This window comes from Nocardiopsis camelliae (assembly GCF_028993595.1).
Lineage (GTDB): Bacteria > Actinomycetota > Actinomycetes > Streptosporangiales > Streptosporangiaceae > Nocardiopsis > Nocardiopsis dassonvillei.
Genome location: NZ_CP118614.1, coordinates 6,415,998 through 6,433,229, shown reverse-complemented (window position 1 = coordinate 6,433,229; position 17,232 = coordinate 6,415,998). Strand labels below are relative to the sequence as shown.

The window sequence follows — 17,232 nt, the reverse complement described above, 5'->3', positions numbered from 1 at the left end:
GGCACGGATCGCACCGCGCCCGCACCGTCCACCCTCAGCCGGCGGCGCGCTCCGGGGGGAGCGCGGTAGCCCGGAAGCCTTCGAGGACCTCCTGGATCGTGTCGACCTCGGCGTCGGAGAACACGCTCTCGGGGCCGCCCGGGGAGACACTGGTGAACGGCGGCTCGTAGAGGTCGCCGACGTCCAGGAAGCCGTTCTTGGCCACGTAGTCGACGATGAGCTTGAACAGGCGCAGCTGGTTGGCGGAGAGCTTCCTGCCCGCCTGGAAGCCGTCGAAGGCGGCGGAGACGGCGTCGCGCTCCATCCCGCTGAAGGAGCGCAGGAACAGCCCCAGCCCGCCGTGCTCCTCCTCGGCGCGCTCGATGTCCTTCTCGGTGCCGAAGCCGCCGTCGAGGAACACCCGCACGAAGTGGTCGATATCGGCGCTGGTCAGCTGCCGGTTGCGCATCAGCTTCTGCACGGACAGGTCGCTCTCGTGGTTGCGCACGTAGGTGCGGACCTTGACCTCGAACCGGGTCCAGCCGCCGCCCACGTCCAGGCCGCTGAGCTCGGTCCGCGTGAGCTCGCCGAGCTCGTCCTCGAAGTCGGAGTAGACGATGCCCCGCCGGGTCTTGGGAATGAGCCGCACCAGGCCGCGCACGCGGCGGCGCATGACCTCCAGCATCGGCAGGGTGACGTCCTGCCACCAGGCGTCCGAGACCAGGTCGGAGAGGAGTTCGCGCTGCCTGGCCACCACCGGGTTGTTCAGGGTGGTGGGGTCGAGCAGGGCCTCGGCGATGTCCTGGACCTGGCGGCGCAGCTTGTCGAAGCCGGGCTCGGGCTCCAGGACGCCCAACTGGAGGCGCAGGGCCAGCAGGTCGAAGCGCTTGGCCTCCTGGCTGTTCTCGTCCTCCTTGTACGCGGTCGGCAGCGGGGCGAGGGTCTCGGTGAGCTGGTCGCGCTTGTCCTCGGTGATCCGCCGCCACGCCGCGGGGTCCTGGTAGGCCTCCACCGTCTCCAGGTGCGGCCGGACCTCGACGTTGCGGGAGTTCATCCCCGCCACCTCCAGCTGGAGGCGCTCGGCCAGCGACCGGCGCAGCCCCGCCTCGTCGGCGGGGTCGTCGGAGGCGGCCGCGGAGCCGTCCGGGGCGGGGGCGGTGCCCTCCTCGGTCGCGGCGGCCGACTCCTGGGCCGGGGAGTGCCGGTCCAGGCCGTACAGCAGCTCCGCGCGCCTGCGGAAGACCTTCTCGCGCGTGGACGGCTGCACCCTGGCCTCGGCGGCGGGGAGGTTCTGGTTGAAGAACTCCACGTTGCGGCCCAGGTCGAAGACGAGGAAGCCCGTCTTGTGCTTCTCGGGCCCGAACAGGTCTGGGCACTTGCGCGTGCCGCGCCCGATCATCTGCCAGAACTTGGTCCTGGAGCGCACGAGCTTGGCGAAGACCAGGTTGAGCACCTCGGGGATGTCCACGCCGGTGTCGAGCATGTCCACCGAGACGGCGATGTGCGGGGCGGAGTCGCGCCGGGAGAACTTGTCGAGGATGGACTGGGCGTAGGTGGTCGAGTGCGTGATCACCTGCGCGAAGTCGCCGCCGAGGTCGGGGTAGAGCTCCTGGAAGCGGTCCACGATGAAGTGCGCGTGCTTGACGTTGCGGGCGAAGACGATGGTCTTGCCGAGCCGTTCGCCGCCCTCCACCTTCTCCCCGTGGCGCATGAGGGCCTGGAGGGCCTTGTCGATGGTGTCCTTGTTGAACAGGTGCTTGTTGACCTCGTCGGCGGCGATCGCGTCGGGGATTCCGTCGTCGTCGTCCCACTCGGTGAGCTCCCAGGCCTCCTTGTCCTCCTCGGACAGCTCGTCGTACCTGATCCCCTCGCGGGGGAACTTCAGCGGCACGTCGATGGTGGTGGGGCTGACCAGGTAGTCCTCCTTGACCGCCTCCTCCAGGCCGTAGACGTCGGTGGGGACTCCGTCCTCCAGGTGGAAGAGGCGGTAGGTGTTGCGGTCGATCTCGTCCTTGGGGGTGGCGGTCAGGCCGACCAGGAGCGAGTCGAAGTAGGAGAAGATCGCGCCGTACTTGTGGTAGACGGACCGGTGCGCCTCGTCCACGACCACGAGGTCGAAGTAGCCGGGACCGAACCGGCGCACCTCGTCGGAGGTGTCGTTGATCAGGCCCATCATGGTCTGGTACGTGGACACGTACACGCGCGCGTCCGCGCCCTTCTCCTCCAGCAGGTTGACCACCGGGGTGCTGGGCAGGTGCTGCTTGAAGGCGCCGTGGGCCTGGTTGACCAGGGCCTGGCGGTCGGCGAGGAACAGCACGCGCTTGATCCAGCCCGCCCGGTTGAGCAGGTCCACCAGGGAGATGACGGTGCGGGTCTTGCCCGAGCCGGTGGCCATCACCAGCAGGGCGTCGCGCTGTCTGTCCTCCTCGAAGGCCTCGCAGACGCGGCGGACGGCGCGGGACTGGTAGTGGCGGTTGACGATGTCGCTGTTGATCGCCACCCCGGCCAGGGCCTGGCGTCCGGCTCGGCGCATAACGAGCGTGCGCAGCTCGTCCTTGGTGTAGAAGCCCTGGACCTGGCGCGGCGGGTAGCCGAAGTGGTCGTCCCAGACGAAGGTCTCGTAGCCGCTGGTGTAGAAGATGACGGGCCGCTGCCCGAACTTCGCCTCCAGCGCGTCGGCGTAGGCCCTGGCCTGCTGCTCGCCGTCGCGGGCGTCGCGGGTGGTGCGCTTGGCCTCCACCACGGCTAGGGGCTTGCCGTTGTCGTCCCACAGCACGTAGTCAGCCCGGCCCTCACCCGAGGGCGTGGGCAGGCCCTTGAGGGGGTACTCGCGGTCCTCGGGGTCGGAGAGCGCCCACCCGGCCTCCCGTAGGAGGAGGTCGATGATGTGGGTTCGGGTCTTCGCCTCGTCGTAGTCGTGCTGGTCGGGAAGCTCGGCGTTGGCGGCCTTGGCCTCCTTGATCTCCGCGCGCAGCCGGAGGATCTCGGCGTCCAGGTCCTTGGTGCGCCGCTGGGCCCTGGCGAGTTCCTCCTGCTGGCGGGCGAAGTCCTCCGCCATCTTCTGGATCTCGGCCTGCTTCTTCTTCCGTACCTCGGCGGGGACCGGGGTCGGGATCAGCTTGCGGTCGAAGGACAGGCCCGAGGCCGGTGCGCCGTCCTTCGCGCGGGTGTAGTTGCGGGCCAGCCAGTACATGACGTGGAACAGCTCGATAGTGGCCCGCACCGCGTCCTGGGGCGAGACCGGTCCGGGGCGGTGCACGGCGGCGTTGCCCTGTCGGCGGATGACGTCCATCTTGGTGCGGACCGCCGGACCGGCCAGGTTAACCATGGTCGGTTCGGCGATCCGCGCGGCGAGGTCGCTCTGGTAGGGGGTGCGCAGGGTGTCGTCGGCCTCGTAGAGCCAGTTGACGGCCAGTTCCAGCGTCCGGCGCGCGTAGAAGCAGGACACGCGGGGGTCGGCCACGGCGAGGCGCTCGGTGCGGATCGCCTCGTTGTGGAGTTCGGGCCATTCGGTCTGGAGGAAGGCGAAGTTGCTCACCAGGCACCTTTCCCGGAGGAGGGGACAGGACGGGATGCGGGCAGCGGGGTGATGGAGTTGTGGGGCCGTGCGGCTGTGGGGGCTACACGGTTATGTCCCGATCGTCCCACAGGGTGCCGTCAAACGCGCGCTGCTGGACGGAGGCGAAGAGTTCGTCCAAGTGGGAGAGGTGCTTCATCTGCTCGCGCTTGATCTCCTGGATCTTTCGTGCTTTTTCAGCGAATTCCTTCTGCAAGGGCAGAGGGGGAAGTGCGCAGGGAATCGAGAGAACTTTCTTCTGAGAGATGTTCTTCATGGATCCGCTGCTGCCCGTGGAGTTTGCTCTTACTGCATCACGGAAATTTCCCTGTGAGAACATGTGGTCGATGTAGACAGGGTCAGCTTTGGGTTCATCATGCCAGACAAATCTCCAAAGTTTGTCCGGGAGGAGGAGATTATCTTGAGGAGAGTCCACCAGGGCTGTTGCACCGATCAACTCCAAGGTGTTTGCCCGGCTGAAGAGTAGGTCCCCCTGCTGAACGAAGTGAGAAGCCGGTGGATTGTGTTCGGGTGGAGCCCCTTTGCTCTCCTCGGGTTTGAAGGTTCCTGAAGTTACTGCGCTAATTTTCAGAATGTGGTACTTGGAATTTGTCTCGTCGCTCGCAGGGGAAAGACTTTTTCCGCTTTTAAAGTGGCTCACAAGGTCAGAAACACGCCCAAATTCCCACATCTTCGAGTTGGTGATGTCGCCGAACATGTCGAAGAATATGGACTCTGTGAGCTCGTTAAGGAGCTCGACCGACCTGCGACGCTTGGTGCGTAGTGAATCAACCTGGTCAATTGCTATGGCGGCCTTTTCCTGTTGCTGGAGAGGGGGAAGTGGTATCTCTATTTTTGAAACTGTGGATTTAGATATTTCCTTGAATGTTGCTCCATTTCCGAGGCTCTCCAGCTTCTCTCGGTTTGCGCGGAGCCAGTGGTAAAGATAGTTTGCAGAAACCTTCTCTGGGCTAGGTATGAGACTCTTGAAGCCTTGGTTTGTGGCCATCGGGGTGCCATTGATGGCAACGTGTCCAATTGGAGCTCGTGAGCTTAGCAGTACCGACCCTTTAGGAAGTACGACGGCTGGGCAGCTGTCTAGGCCTTTTTTTGTGAGCTTCCTAGGGGTGCTTTGGATGTACTTTCCCTGAAGGTTGCTGAGATCTTTTGGTGTGACCCAATTGATTTCGGTGCCCCAGTATTCTTCGATGTTGGTTTTGGGGGTGGCGCCGGATATGATCTCACATATCTCGCCCAATGGGACGGCGGGATATTTATTCACTGCAACATCCCCTTCAATTTCGAAAGGCCATTTTGAACATCAAAATCTAGGTCTTCTATCTCCTTGATGATATCCAGTGGTGACCGATATGTGGTCTCCTCGTAGACAACTTCTTTGTACCGGTTGATGCTCAGGTCATAGCCCTCAGCAGCAATTTCAGCCTTGGGGACGCAGAAGCTCTGATCAGTGCGCGTGCGGTCCTGTTCGCTGCCGTCCCGGCGTGACCATCGGGCGAGTATGTCCGGAAGATTGTTCTTCTCGTGTTCAGATCCGCCTATGTTCTTTGCGAGGGCGCCAATTCTGTCCTCGGGAAGCAGGGCGGTTCGCTTGTCATCGAGGCTGTATCCATCAGCTGTAACGTCGTAGAACCAGACGTTGTCTGTACCACCAGCGTTCGTCTTGGTGAAGAAGAGGATTGCGGTGGACACGCCCGCGTACGGCTTGAAGACGCCGCTGGGAAGCTTCACCACAGCGTCCAACTTCTGATCCTCCACAAGGATCTTTCGGATAGATTTGTGTGCATTGGTGCTGCCAAACAGCACACCGTCCGGCACAATGACGGCGGCACGGCCACCGGGCTTGAGTAGACGTAGGAAGAGTGGGAGGAAAAGCAACTCCGTCTTCTTCGTCTTGATGATCTGCTGGAGGTCCTTGGCTGTGCTCTCGTAGTCCAGGCTTCCAGCGAAGGGAGGGTTGGCGAGAATGAGCGAGTAGCGTTCCGCCTCGTCCGCCACGCTCTCAGCGAGCGAGTCGCGGTAACGGATGTCGGGCTGCTCCACCCCGTGCATGAGCATGTTCATGCTGGCGATCCGCAGCATGGTGCTGTCGAAGTCGAAGCCGTGGAACATGCTGTGGTGGAAATGTTGCTGGTTAGCTGCTTCCAACAGATCATTTTGGTGCTTCTTGCGCAAATGTTCGGAAGCTGCGACCAGGAAGCCCGCCGTACCGCACGCGGGGTCGCAGATCTCGTCTTGGGGGCCGGGGTTCATCATCGCCACGATGAGCTGGATGATGTGCCGGGGAGTGCGGAACTGTCCGTTGTGGCCCGCAGTGGCGATCTTGCTGAGCATGTATTCGTACAGATCGCCCTGCATATCACCGTCGGCGACGGGGAGGGTTTTGTTCACGTCGTCGATTAGGTCGACGGCCTTGATTAGCAGATTGGCATTAGGAATGGTGAACCGGGCATCGCGCATGTGGTGTGCGTACGTGGAATCTTCGCCGCCGAGATCCTGGAGCCAGGGGAATACCACTCTGCCCATCGTGTCAAAAAAAGTGTCAGGGTCGAGTCCTTTGAGTTTCTTCCAACGCAAGGCCTCGTTATTGGGTGTGTAGACAGGGTTCTTAATGGACCTGCCCGTGCGCTGGTGCTGCCTTTCCTTGGCGGCCTGGATGTCCTCCAGCCTGCGGAGGAACATCAGGTAGGTGATCTGTTCGATCACTTCGAGGGGGTTGGAGATGCCTCCGGACCAGAACGCGTCCCAGAGGCGATCGATCTTGCTCTTCAGCTCGCCGGTAATCACGCGGATCAGCGTAACGCCGCCGTACGACCCGCTCAGCCCGGATGCGGGAACCGACGCCGAGCAGAGACCCAGCACAGCCACGAGCGTGGGCGCGCGGGGTCTCGAAGGCCCGCGCGCCCGGGTGGGTCAGCGCGCGTCGGTCGTGGTGGTGCTGAGGAAGGCGCGCCACTCGGCGGGGTCGAAGGTGAGCGTGCCCAGGTCGCGGTTCTGGGTGTCGCGGACGGCGGAGAAGGCGGGGGTGTCGGCCACCTCCACGCAGTTGCCGTTGCTGCCGCTGTAGGACGACTTGCGGAACGACGTCGGCATGTGTGCCACCTCGACGCAGTTGGTCGACGTTCCGCTGTAGCTGGACTTGAACCAGTTCATTTTGCTCGGCTGCATCGTTTACTCCTTCTCCAAGGCCTCAGCCGTACTGGCTAGGAACTCGACTGTCTGCGCTGGGCGCCAAGCATCCGCCAGCAGACGCTCGAACACGTTGGTGTGCTGCTCCAAAGCGCCCTGGTCGTCCCAGAAGAGGCTTGTGTTGTCAGTGATGGTCACGAGAACCGACAGCTCATCCAGTGTGAGGAGAGTGAACTCGCCGATGACCAGAGCGGCATGGGCACCAGCCTCGAACGGGAGCACCTGTAGCGTCACATTGGGTTGCTCCGCAATCTGGACGAGGTGTCGGATCTGCTCGGCCATCAGCCTAGAGCCTCCGACTTGGGTGCGGATCGCCGCTTCATTGACGATGGCCCACAGGTGTGTACCCCTCGATCGCCACGCCTCCTGACGGCCCAGACGAACCTCAACACCGGAGTCCACCACCTCTGGGCGTGCGCTCGGCATTGTCCCCTTGAAGAGAGCACGGACGTAGCCTTCGGTCTGCATCAGTCCGGGGATCAGTACCGGTTCGTATGTCCGTATGCGCCGAGCCGCGCTTTCCAGGCCGATGTAGGTGCCGTAGTCCTCGGCCACACCGCTGGACTGCCACCAGCCGGATGATCTGGCTTCCTTACGCATGTGCAGGAAGCGCTGGATGGACTCGTTATCGAGGTCGTAGTACTCCAGCAGACGTTCAAGGCTCCCCGGGCCTGGAATGACTCCCTCTACACCAGGGGTCTCCCAGCGGGACACGGTGGAGACGTTCACCTTGATGGCGCGGGCGATCTCAGACAACTTCCGATCAGCGCGCAATTTGCGCAATTCGGTCGCAAGCTGCCATTGCGCGACAGTCGGGCTCATAGTCATGAGGTCCATCGTGCCCCTTCATCGCGGGCTGGCCAAACTCCCGCAAGAAATCTGTAGATGCGGATTGCATATGCGGCTTTCCTGATGTGTACTGTAACTGTCTTCGCGCACTCGGTGACTCAGGGTGGGCGTCTGCGGAACTCTGTGAGGAGAGCTGTCATGGCTGTTGACCGTTGGACACGCACAAGAACGAGTGAGGGCGCACGCAGTCCTGTAGCGGTCCTCACGGGACTTCTGGAAGCCAGACACGTGATTGGGGCGGAAGAATCCTCTGGGCTTGGAGGTGCCATCACCCGCAGCGGAAACCGCTCAGTGGCCTGCTCGGTCGTGGCGGAGCGGATAGAGGCGAGGACCGTCGAATGAACGGACCACCCCGCCCCACAACCCCGTGGACCTGTCCCGCCTGCTGTCGCACCGAGAACGGCGGCCACAGGACCCACACCCGTTGCCCGCGCGGCAACGCCCAAGACGACAGCGACGACCGCCCCGCTCTCGTCCATCCCCCGTTCGAGAGGCTCGCGGACTACCCCCGCGTACCGCCTCCGGCCGGGCACGTTAAAGCCCTGGCGGGTGACGTAACACCCCCAGGGCGCGGCCAGAAATCAGTGTTTTCCTCACTCCTCGAAGGAGCTCCCGGCATGTTCATTCTGCCGCGTAACCCCGAACCCGAGTGCATGCCCCCCGTTATCCACAGCCTGTGGAAACCACGCCTCTACCCCGGGACCCTGGACACCACCGCGCGAGTGCGCGCCGACCTGCGCCACGACCTGACCAGCACGTCCGCTTCGCCCGACGAATCGCACGGCTTGGACCCGGACCTGGTGGACTCGATCGTGCTGTGCACCAGCGAGATGTTCGCCAACGCCTGCGAGCACACCCGTTCCGGCGAACAGGACGGCCGGGTCATCCGCACCCTGACCCTGCCCGAGCAGCGCACGCTCCGACTCTCGGTCATCGACGACGGCTACCGCGACACCGACACCCGCCCGCGCATCCCCCGCCAGCGCACCGAACGGGACTGGCACGAGGCCGAACGCGGCCGGGGCCTGCTGCTCATCCACCACCTCGCCGCGTGCTGGGGAACGCGCCGGGTGGTCGGCTTCCCGTTCTGCGAGGGGCTGGGCACGGTGCTGTGGGCGGACTTCGACCTGCCCTCCGACCCCGGCACCCTCTCCGCCGCTTCCGCCGCTTCCGCCACCGCTTCCACCGCCTCCGCCGCGTCTGCCCCGGAGGACGTCCGATGACCGCACCCGTCCTCACACCCGCCGCGCCCGCGCTCTCCTCGGACATGCGACGCGTCCTGGACGCGCCCCGGGGCCAGCGCTTCGGCCGCCCGGGGGCCCGGACAGCGGACCGCACGGCCAAGCGTCCGGCGCCAGCCCCGCCGCCTCCGCTCGTCTCTCTGGGCCGGACCCCGCGCGAGCGCGAACTGCTCGCCCGGATGCCGGACACACCCCGGCTGCGCTACCGGCTCACCCACGGGGACGTGCCCGCCTGGATGATCGAGTCCGAGTCCCGGAAGTCCCGCCCGCACGGGGCCTCTGCCCCTGATCCGGAGCCCCGCCCCCGCCCGAGGCCCAGGCCCCGACCCGGACCCGAGCGCGGGCCCGCTCCCCGGCCCGCCCCCGGCGACGGCCCCGGGCCCGAACCCCTGCCGGTTCCCCGCCCCCGGCGCGAGCGCACGCCTCCGCCGCCGCTGCCGCGCAGGTCGGACCGTCCCCGCCGCACAGCGAGCCACCGCAAGCCCCGCCGCCGCCTGGGCTGGACGGTCGCGGGCTACGCCCTGGCCACCGCCGCCGGGGCCCTCGCCCACCACCTCACCGGCTTACTGGTCTGATCCGCCAAGCGGGGCAACCGACCACCATGGAGGCCGCACCGGTACGAGGGGCCCGGTGCGGCCGTCCCAGCCTCTTCTGCTTCCGTTTCTCAGCCGCTGAGGGCCCGCGTGACCTTCTCCGCCAGACGCGCCTGTCCGGTCTCGCTGTGGGGACGCCAGGCGTGGTCGCCGACCTCCTCGGCCTGGAGTCGTACTGACGACTCCCGCACACGGTGGAGATAGCGGAAGTCGAAGTGCCAGTGCTCGGGCTCACCCTTCACCGGGTTGGCCGGGATCTGGTGGATGTCCAGGTCGATCGGCAGCGTGTTCGTGACGCTCTCGGTCTCCGTCCGTTCGGGGACGATCCCGGTCTCCTCCTTCAGCTCCCGCAGTGAGGCCTCATACAGGGCGCCGTCCTCGGGCTCCAGGTGCCCGCCGGGCAGCAGCCAGGTGTCGAGCGCGTTGTGGTGGATCAGCAGGACCCGTCCCCGAGGATCGAGGACGATCGCCCCGGCGGTGGCGTGTCCGATGCGGAACTCCTTGCGTGATGACAGTTCGTGGTCGGAGTCCAGGGCGCGTCGGAGGAGCCCGACGGATTCGGCCTCCTCCGGAAACCGGCGCAGGTAGCCGTCCAGCACGGCGCGGATGTGGGTGTTCGGGATGCTCATGCTGCTCCAGTGAAGTGGTCGAGCCAGGTCGCCGCAATCGATTCGCGGATATCGGAGGGGAGTTCGTGATGGGCTGTCTCGTGCTCCCGGTTGGCCAGCAGGGAGACCGCCGCGAGGAGTTCGGCCTGGACGAGGAAGATGAACGCGCCCACGCTGGCTCCGTGCAGGAAGTTCACGGCGTTGCCGCCGTTGAGGACGTAGAAGTAGTGACCTGTTCGCGAGTAGCGGGTGATGCTCGCACTGAGCTGTTCGCGCGCGTAGGCGTTCTTGATCTCCTCCAGTTCCATCTCGTCGTCGGAGGAGGTGACCGAGGCGATGTAGGAGCCGTTGGGCACACGTGCGAAGTCAGCGCGCTTCAGGGCCAGATTGCCGGTCGCGCCGATGATGATTCCCGCTCCGCACAGTGCCTGTCGCAGGGACGGAGCCGTGTGGAAGCCCTGGGCCATGGCGTGGGTGAGTTTGATCGGGTCGGTGTCGTAGACGGTCACGCGGACGTTGCGTGCGTGCAGCATCCCCGCTACGGACGAGCCGAGCTTTCCGAAACCGATGACGGTGGCGCCTCGCCCGTAGAGGATGTCGCCGCGGGAGCGGATCAGCGCCTCGGCTGAGAAGACGATGGACTGGCCGACGAGGAAGTCCTCCGGAATCTTCAACGGGGAGCGCGCCACGCTGTAGACCGGGCAGGGGGGCTTGCCGTGGGCGAGATAGCGGCGGTGGCCGTTCTCGGTGTCCTCGACCACTCCGAGGATGTGCCCGGAGAAGCGGTCGCACACCTGCGGTAGGGCGGGCGCGAAGTAACCGCCGATGTCGAGCAGTACCACCTGCTGGCCTGGAACGGTGGTCTCCAGATAGTCCAGTACGTCATCGGCCGTCGCGAACCTGGCGCGGTCGAGTTCGTCGCACCGCCAGTGGCGGGATGCCTCGGCGCGCGCCGTCTCGTCGATGCTCTTGGGCTTGGGGAGTACGGCGCGCAGGTCGGCCACCCCGGCGAGGGCGTGCAGGAACGCGGGGCGTTCGGGCAGGAGGTGGGTGATCGCGATGGCGCAGGCCCTGCGTCCGTTCGGCAGGCCTTGGGAGACACAGGCGAAGTAGTCGGCGATCCTGGCACGTTCGAAGTCTTCCAGCACGGGCGCGCTCCTGGGAGGAAGAGGGGGTGTTCCCGAGGAGTTTCTACCTCACTACCTTGCTACGTAAACCATCAAGGTGATATCGCGAAGCCGCACCCTTTCCAGGAGGAGGACCGCTGGCCTCAGGAAATCGTGCCCCGGTACGCCAGTTCGTGGCGGTGACCGCCCTTGACCAGGACCGAGGCCTCCACGGGGCGTCCGTCGTCGCTGTAGACCGTGCGGAGGGTCCGCAGGACCGGCACGTCGTCCGGGAGTTCCAGGGCTCTGAACTCCTCGGAGGTGGCGAGGCGCACGGACACCCGATCGACGTGCTCGCGCGGCGGGCAACCGAGGTCGGCCAGCAAGGCGGGAGAACCTCCCCGGACGCGTGCTCTGCGCTCCAGCGGGGTGCCGTCGGCGACGGACAGAGGATAGTAGTTCCACACCAGCTCGACAGGTTCGTCGTCGAGCGACAGGAGCTGGTGTCGCAGTACCACCTCTTCGTCGGGGGCGGCGCCGAGAGCCTCCGCGACCTGGTTGGGCGGCTTCACCCGCATGACGTCGAGGAGCTTCGCGGTTCCTCGTTGACCGCGTTCGTCAGCACGGGACATCCACGGGTGGGCTTCGCCCCGAAGGGGTGGGGAGAGGTAGGAGGCCACCTGGACCACCAACGGAGTCTCAGCGCGCACGAACACGCCCACACCGGGTCTGCCGACGACGAAGCCCTCTTCCTTGAGGACCTGGAGGGTGCGCTGCACGGTCTGGCCGGTGACCTCGTAGCGCTCCATGAGCTGTTGCGTTGTGGGGAGGCGTTCACCTGGCTCCAGCTCCCCGCACATGATCGCCGCGCGCAGGAACGCGGCGATCTGCTGGTGTCGCGGACGGGTGTCCTCTCGTCTCATGAGCTCTCACCCACGAGCAGCCGGTAACGCAGGTGGCGTCCTTCGGGACGCATCACCATGCGGGATACCTCGAAGGGGATGCCGTCCGCCGTACGGCTCGTCCTCAGCAGCACAAGAACGGTGTTCCCGGCGGGAAGGTCCAGCGCCTCCGCCTCGGTAGCCGTCGCGGGACGTGCTGACACGTCCTCGACGGCCTCGTGTGCGGCGTACCCGAGTTCGCTGAGCAGGGTGGGCGCGCCACCGCGTATCTTGCGTTTTTCGGCCAGGGGCGTGTCCGACGCGACGGAGAGCGGATAGTAGGAGTCCGTGAGTTCGACGGGAACGCCGTCGAAGAGCATCACTCGACGGCGCACCACGACCCGGTCCTGGCCTCTCAGCGCTTCGGCTACCTCCGCCGGGGCGTCCACTTCGCCGACCTCCACGAGTCGTTGTGCGGTCGGGCCCTTCTGAGCGGTCCAGGGGTCGGACGCACCGGCGGGGCGCGCGGTCACGTAGGACGCTGAGTCGTCGTTCAGCCCGGGTCGCGGACCCATCTCGCCTCCGAGGAAGTCGGGGCCTTGGTGCTTGAAGTGCCAAGGTCGTACGCACTGCCACTGTACGATCCGAGCTTTTCTGGCTGTGTCGGCCCAGTCCAGTCACCGGTACACCGTTCCAACGACGGACCCGGGCCCGACCCGCCGCCGCTGCCGCGCAGGTCGGACCGTCCCCGCCGCACAGCGAGCCACCGCAAACCCCGCCGCCGCGTGGGCTGGACGGTCGCGGGCTACGCCCTCGCTACCGCCGCCGGGGCCCTCGCCCACCACCTCACCGGCTTACTGGTCTGATCCGCCAAGCGGGGCAACCGACCACCATGGAGGCCGCACCGGTACGAGGGGCCCGGTGCGGCCATGGTCGTCAGCGGCCTCACTGCGGCGCTGGCCTTCTCCGCGCATGTACTCCAGCAGAGAGAACCCGCCCGAACCCAGCGGTGGCTGTCGACCTTGCGACAGGTGGTCTTCCCGGCGAAGAGACGCCCCGCCCCGCGAGGGCGGCTCCGCGGGCCGCCGCCGACACGCGTCGGGGCGGGCACGCGTGCCCGCCCCGGCCTCCACCGCGACCGCTACCCGGTGAGGTCCTCCTCGTCGGGACGCACCGAGTCGGGGCTGAGCGGGTCGTGCCCCACCGACATCAGCCGGTGCCGCCACGCCGCGTCCTCGCGGCGCGGGTCCGCCAGCTGGCCGCGGACGTACTCGGTCACCTCGCGCATCAGCTCGACGTCGGCCTCCGTTGCGTCCACACGGCGCTTGTTCAGCAGGTTCACGACCGCCTCGCCCCGCCGGGACACCGTGTGCCCCGGTTCGGTGCGGAAGGCGTCCTCGCCCGAGGCGCTCGTGAGCAGCCACTCGCGCAGCTGTTCCCCGGTCATGTTCACCACCGCGTGGAACTCCTCCCACGCCTCGTCGACGGCGGGATCGTGCTCGGCCATGCTCTTCCCCCTCGGTTTCGGCTTCGTTGCTGGTCAGGGCCGTCGGTGCGCTCCCCGTGCGACCGCGTAGCCCGCGGCTCCCACCGCGAACCCCGCGGCGCCCAGCAGGGCCACGGTGCCCCGCCGCTGGCTCAGTTCCTGGAGCAGGCTCGACTCGCGCGACTCGTCGTCGAACTCGCCGTGCGCGCCGAAGTCGTGCTCGTCGTCCAGGGGACGGAACAGGTTGTCGCGCGCGGGCGGATGGGCGTCGCGGACCTGGCTCCTGCGTCCGGTGAGCCCCAGCTGCCAGTCGAGCACCCTCGGTGCGAACCGCTGGCCCAGGACGGTGGCCACCGTCGAGATCCCCACCCAGTACCGGCGCCGCCCCGGGTGCTCGGCACCCCAGACGATCGCCCGGGCCGCGACCTCGGGTTGGTACACGGGGGCCACGGGGCGCGGGCGGCGGCCGTCCAGGTGCGCGCGCGTCCAGGTGAACTGCGGGGTGTTCACCGCGGGCAGGTGCACCTCCGTCACCCGGACGCCCGACCCGCGGTGGATCAGCTCGGCCCGTACGGAGTCGGTGAACCCGCGTATCGCGTGCTTGGCCCCGCAGTACGCCGCCTGCAGGGGGATGCCGCGGTAGGCCAGGGCCGACCCGACCTGCACGATCACCCCCCGGTCCCGGGGCAGCATGCGCTCCAGGGCGGCCCGGGTGCCGTACACGTAGCCGTGGTAGCAGACGTCGGTGACCCGGCGGTACTCCTCCGGCTCCACCTCCATGAACGGCGAGATGACCGTGGCGAGCACGCAGTTCACCCACACGTCCACCGGTCCCAGCTCCGACTCGACCTGGGCCAGGGCCCCGCGCACCGCCTCGGCGTCGTTCGCGTCGACCCGCAGCGGCAGCGCGGTCACGCCCTCGGCGCGGGCCTCCTCCGCGGCGGCCTCCAGCCCCGTCCGCCCCCGCGCGAGCAGCGCGACGGTGTACCCCCGCCGGGCGAACTCGCGCGCGGTCGCCCTTCCGACGCCCGCGCTGGCTCCGCTGACCACCGCGATCCGGCCGTTCGGTCTCCCGGCCACCTCGGCCACCCCCACACGGGTCGACACGGCCGCTTCCGGCCCTTCGCCCCCTCCGCTACCCGCGAGCGCCGCCCGGTATGTACATGCCTCGGCAAGCTTCTGAGCTGTCGTTTCGCCGGGGGCGCCCCGGGGCAGTCGCACATGAGGGGTTCCCGGGAACACGACACGACTCGGAGGTGCGGATGGCACAGGGCGCCGCGAGCATCGGCGACCACGGCTTCCTCTCGGACTGCCACACCGCCGCGCTCACCACACCCGACGGCACCGTCGACTGGCTGTGCGTTCCCCGGTTCGACGGGCCCGCCCTCGTCTCGGGCATCCTGGACCCGCGCGGAGGCGGGTGGACCCTGGAGGTCGAGGGGGCGAGCCCGGCCGGACGCGCCTACGTCGACGACACGCTCGTCCTGGAGACGCTCTGGCGGGGCACGGACACGGAGGTGGCCGTCCGCGACCTGCTCGCGGTGCGACGGTCGCGGGAGGGCGGGACGGGCCTGTACCGGGAGGGTTTCCTCCTGCGGGTCGTTGAGTGCCGCTCCGGGAGCACGTCCGTGCGCTCGCGGTTCGACGCCGGGCCCGACTTCGCGCGTGCCGAACCCGTGTGGGAACGGGTGGACGGCGGCCTGCGGGAGGCCTCGGGGCCGCTGCTGTCCGGTTCGCCCGCGCCCGTGCTCGCGCGGGACGGCGTGCCGGAGTACCGCGTGGAGCTCGCCGAGGGGGACACCGCCGTGTTCGCCCTGGACTACCTGGAGGGCGGGCGCCGCGTCGGCCCGGGGGAGGGGCGGGCGCTGCTGCGGGAGACCCTGGACGCCTGGCGGGAGTGGTCCGGGCTGACCGACTACGACGGGGTCGGCGCCACGCACGTGCGCCGCAGCGCCCTCACCCTGCGCGGCCTGCTCCACGAGGAGAGCGGCGCCCTGATCGCCGCGCCCACCACGTCCCTGCCCGAGTGGCCGGGAGGCCCGCGCAACTGGGACTACCGCTACGTCTGGCACCGCGACGCCGCGCTCGTCGTCCTGGCCTTCCTGCGGCTCGGGCACGCCGAGGAGGCCGGGCACTACCTGCGCTTCCTGCTGCGGATGTGCGGCCAGCCGATCGACTGGATCCCCCCGGTGCAGGCGGTGGACGAACAGCCGCCGCCCGGGGAGGAGACCCTGGACCACCTCGCCGGACACGCCGGGTCCAGACCGGTCCGCGTCGGCAACGACGCCTACTCGCAGCACCAGCTGGACGTGTACGGGCACGTGCTCGACGCCGCGCTGTCCTACGAGGAGGCCACCGGCGGGCTCGGGCGCGGGGACGTCGAACAGCTCTCCTCGATGGTCGACGCGGCGTGCCGGATCTGGCGCGAGCCGGACGACGGCATGTGGGAGGTGCGGTCGCGGCCGCGGCACTGGACGAGTTCCAAGGTCTACGCCTGGGTCTGCCTGGACCGCGGGGTCCAGCTGGCCACCGAGTCCGGCAAGGCGGGTGACGACGTCCCGCTCGACCAGTGGCGCAAGGAGTTGGACGCCGTGCGCCGGGACGTCCTCGACCGGGGCTACGACGCGGAGGCCGGGACCTTCACGCAGTCCTACTGCTCGTCCCACGTGGACGGATCGCTGCTGCGGATCCCGCTCCTGGGCTTCCTGGAGGGGACCGACCCGCGCGTGCTCGCGACCCTGGAGCGGGTGGACGCGGAGCTGGGCGGAGAGGGCGGACTCATCCGCAGGTACGACCCCGAGACGACCGACGACGGACTGGGCACCCCGGAGGGCGCCTTCCTCCTCTGCTCCTTCGACATGGTCTCCGCCCTGGTGCTCGCCGGGCGGACCGAGGAGGCGCGGCGGAGGTTCGAGGAACTGTGCGGGAGCTCTGGAGAGCTCGGACTGCACGCGGAGGAGATGGCCGCCGACGGCACCATGCTGGGCAACTTCCCCCAGGCCTTCACCCACCTCGCGCTGATCGAGGCGGCGGTCAACCTCGACCAGGCCGGGGACGGGGAGGCGCTGCACTCGTGGGTGCGCGACAGGTCGGGCGGCGCGACACGACGAAGGAGGACCGGAGTAGATGGCTGACCACGACACCACCGGGGACATCAAGGAGACGATCCAGGAGGAGGCGGAGGCCTACCGGGGCGACAGCGACCAGCCCCTCTTCGGGTACACGGCCGTGGCCTCGGGCTACCTGGCACTGGTGGGGGTCGGGCTGCTCGCCGCGCGCCGGTTCCGGGGCAGGCGCAGGGCCGAGAGCGTGGGCCCGTGGGACCTGGCGCTGATGGGGCTGACCACGCACAAGCTGTCCCGGATGCTGGCCAAGGACGCGGTCACCAGCCCGCTCCGGGCGTTCTTCACCCGCTTCCAGGGGGTCTCGGCCCCGGCCGAGCTGGCCGAGGAGGTACGCGGCCAGGGCGCCCGCCGGGCGGTCGGCGAGCTGATCACCTGCCCGTTCTGCACCGCGCAGTGGATCGCCACGGCCTACGCCTTCGGCCTGGTGTTCGCCCCCGGGGTGACCCGGGGGACCGGGGCGGTGTTCAGCGCCGTGGCGGTGTCCGACTGGCTCCAGTTGGCGTACGTGCGCCTCCAGAAGGCCCAGGAGTAGCGCCGCCGTCCCCTGAGCCGGTGCCGCCACGCCCCTGCGGCCGGTGGGTACCGGCACCGCTCGGGCGTG

15 protein-coding genes are annotated in these 17,232 nt (G+C 67.7%); 4 read left to right on the top strand and 11 right to left on the bottom strand.

Annotated features, from left to right (window positions below):
• Window positions 1–34: 34 nt before the first annotated feature.
• The 5 genes from PV789_RS28125 to PV789_RS28105 all read right to left on the bottom strand — a co-directional run bounded on the left by PV789_RS28125 (window position 35) and on the right by PV789_RS28105 (window position 7,579).
• The gene (locus PV789_RS28125; protein ID WP_274975321.1) at window positions 35–3,517 is read right to left on the bottom strand and encodes a DEAD/DEAH box helicase family protein; all 3,483 of its coding nucleotides are present in this window, start codon (window positions 3,515–3,517) and stop codon (window positions 35–37) included.
• Between the two features lie 82 nt (window positions 3,518–3,599).
• Window positions 3,600–4,817 (bottom strand): restriction endonuclease subunit S, encoded by a 1,218-nt coding sequence (locus PV789_RS28120; protein WP_274975320.1) that lies wholly within the window; start codon window positions 4,815–4,817, stop codon window positions 3,600–3,602.
• Window positions 4,814–6,415: a type I restriction-modification system subunit M gene (locus tag PV789_RS28115; RefSeq protein WP_274975319.1), complete on the bottom strand. Its 1,602-nt coding sequence runs from the start codon at window positions 6,413–6,415 to the stop codon at window positions 4,814–4,816. Before PV789_RS28115 ends, PV789_RS28120 begins: the two co-directional genes overlap by 4 nt.
• Window positions 6,416–6,466: 51 nt before the next feature.
• Window positions 6,467–6,721, bottom strand: a complete 255-nt coding sequence (locus tag PV789_RS28110) for a DUF397 domain-containing protein (protein WP_274975318.1) — start codon at window positions 6,719–6,721, stop codon at window positions 6,467–6,469.
• A gap of 3 nt (window positions 6,722–6,724) precedes the next feature.
• The gene (locus PV789_RS28105; protein WP_274975317.1) at window positions 6,725–7,579 is read right to left on the bottom strand and encodes a helix-turn-helix domain-containing protein; all 855 of its coding nucleotides are present in this window, start codon (window positions 7,577–7,579) and stop codon (window positions 6,725–6,727) included.
• 629 nt (window positions 7,580–8,208) lie between these two features.
• Here PV789_RS28105 and PV789_RS28100 point away from each other — a divergent pair.
• Together PV789_RS28100 and PV789_RS28095 are read left to right on the top strand one after the other, a co-directional pair.
• Window positions 8,209–8,814 (top strand): ATP-binding protein, encoded by a 606-nt coding sequence (locus PV789_RS28100; protein ID WP_274975316.1) that lies wholly within the window; start codon window positions 8,209–8,211, stop codon window positions 8,812–8,814.
• Window positions 8,811–9,407, top strand: coding sequence for a hypothetical protein (locus PV789_RS28095; protein WP_274975315.1), 597 nt, complete (start codon window positions 8,811–8,813; stop codon window positions 9,405–9,407). The genes PV789_RS28100 and PV789_RS28095 overlap by 4 nt, the downstream gene beginning before the upstream one ends.
• A gap of 89 nt (window positions 9,408–9,496) precedes the next feature.
• Here the strand turns inward: PV789_RS28095 and PV789_RS28090 are convergent, their stop codons facing one another.
• The 6 genes from PV789_RS28090 to PV789_RS28065 form a co-directional block, all read right to left on the bottom strand.
• Window positions 9,497–10,054, bottom strand: coding sequence for an NUDIX hydrolase (locus PV789_RS28090; protein WP_274975314.1), 558 nt, complete (start codon window positions 10,052–10,054; stop codon window positions 9,497–9,499).
• Window positions 10,051–11,181 carry an NAD(P)-binding domain-containing protein gene (locus PV789_RS28085; RefSeq protein ID WP_274975313.1) on the bottom strand — a complete coding sequence of 377 codons (1,131 nt, stop codon included), beginning with the start codon at window positions 11,179–11,181 and terminating at the stop codon, window positions 10,051–10,053. Before PV789_RS28085 ends, PV789_RS28090 begins: the two co-directional genes overlap by 4 nt.
• 122 nt (window positions 11,182–11,303) lie before the next feature.
• The gene (locus tag PV789_RS28080; protein WP_274975312.1) at window positions 11,304–12,062 is read right to left on the bottom strand and encodes a GntR family transcriptional regulator; all 759 of its coding nucleotides are present in this window, start codon (window positions 12,060–12,062) and stop codon (window positions 11,304–11,306) included.
• Window positions 12,059–12,595 (bottom strand): UTRA domain-containing protein, encoded by a 537-nt coding sequence (locus PV789_RS28075; RefSeq protein ID WP_274975311.1) that lies wholly within the window; start codon window positions 12,593–12,595, stop codon window positions 12,059–12,061. The genes PV789_RS28080 and PV789_RS28075 overlap by 4 nt, the downstream gene beginning before the upstream one ends.
• Window positions 12,596–13,161: 566 nt before the next feature.
• The gene (locus PV789_RS28070; RefSeq protein WP_274975310.1) at window positions 13,162–13,527 is read right to left on the bottom strand and encodes a DUF3140 domain-containing protein; all 366 of its coding nucleotides are present in this window, start codon (window positions 13,525–13,527) and stop codon (window positions 13,162–13,164) included.
• Window positions 13,528–13,560: 33 nt separating this feature from the next.
• The gene (locus tag PV789_RS28065) at window positions 13,561–14,613 is read right to left on the bottom strand and encodes an SDR family oxidoreductase (RefSeq protein ID WP_274975309.1); all 1,053 of its coding nucleotides are present in this window, start codon (window positions 14,611–14,613) and stop codon (window positions 13,561–13,563) included.
• A 155-nt stretch (window positions 14,614–14,768) separates the two neighbouring features.
• Here PV789_RS28065 and PV789_RS28060 point away from each other — a divergent pair, with 155 nt between their 5' ends.
• Both PV789_RS28060 and PV789_RS28055 read left to right on the top strand, forming a co-directional pair.
• A complete protein-coding gene (locus tag PV789_RS28060) occupies window positions 14,769–16,640 on the top strand; it encodes a glycoside hydrolase family 15 protein (RefSeq protein WP_274975308.1) in 1,872 nt (623 codons plus the stop codon).
• Window positions 16,633–17,163, top strand: a complete 531-nt coding sequence (locus PV789_RS28055; RefSeq protein ID WP_274975307.1) for a DUF1360 domain-containing protein — start codon at window positions 16,633–16,635, stop codon at window positions 17,161–17,163. Before PV789_RS28060 ends, PV789_RS28055 begins: the two co-directional genes overlap by 8 nt.
• Window positions 17,164–17,232 lie beyond the last annotated feature (69 nt).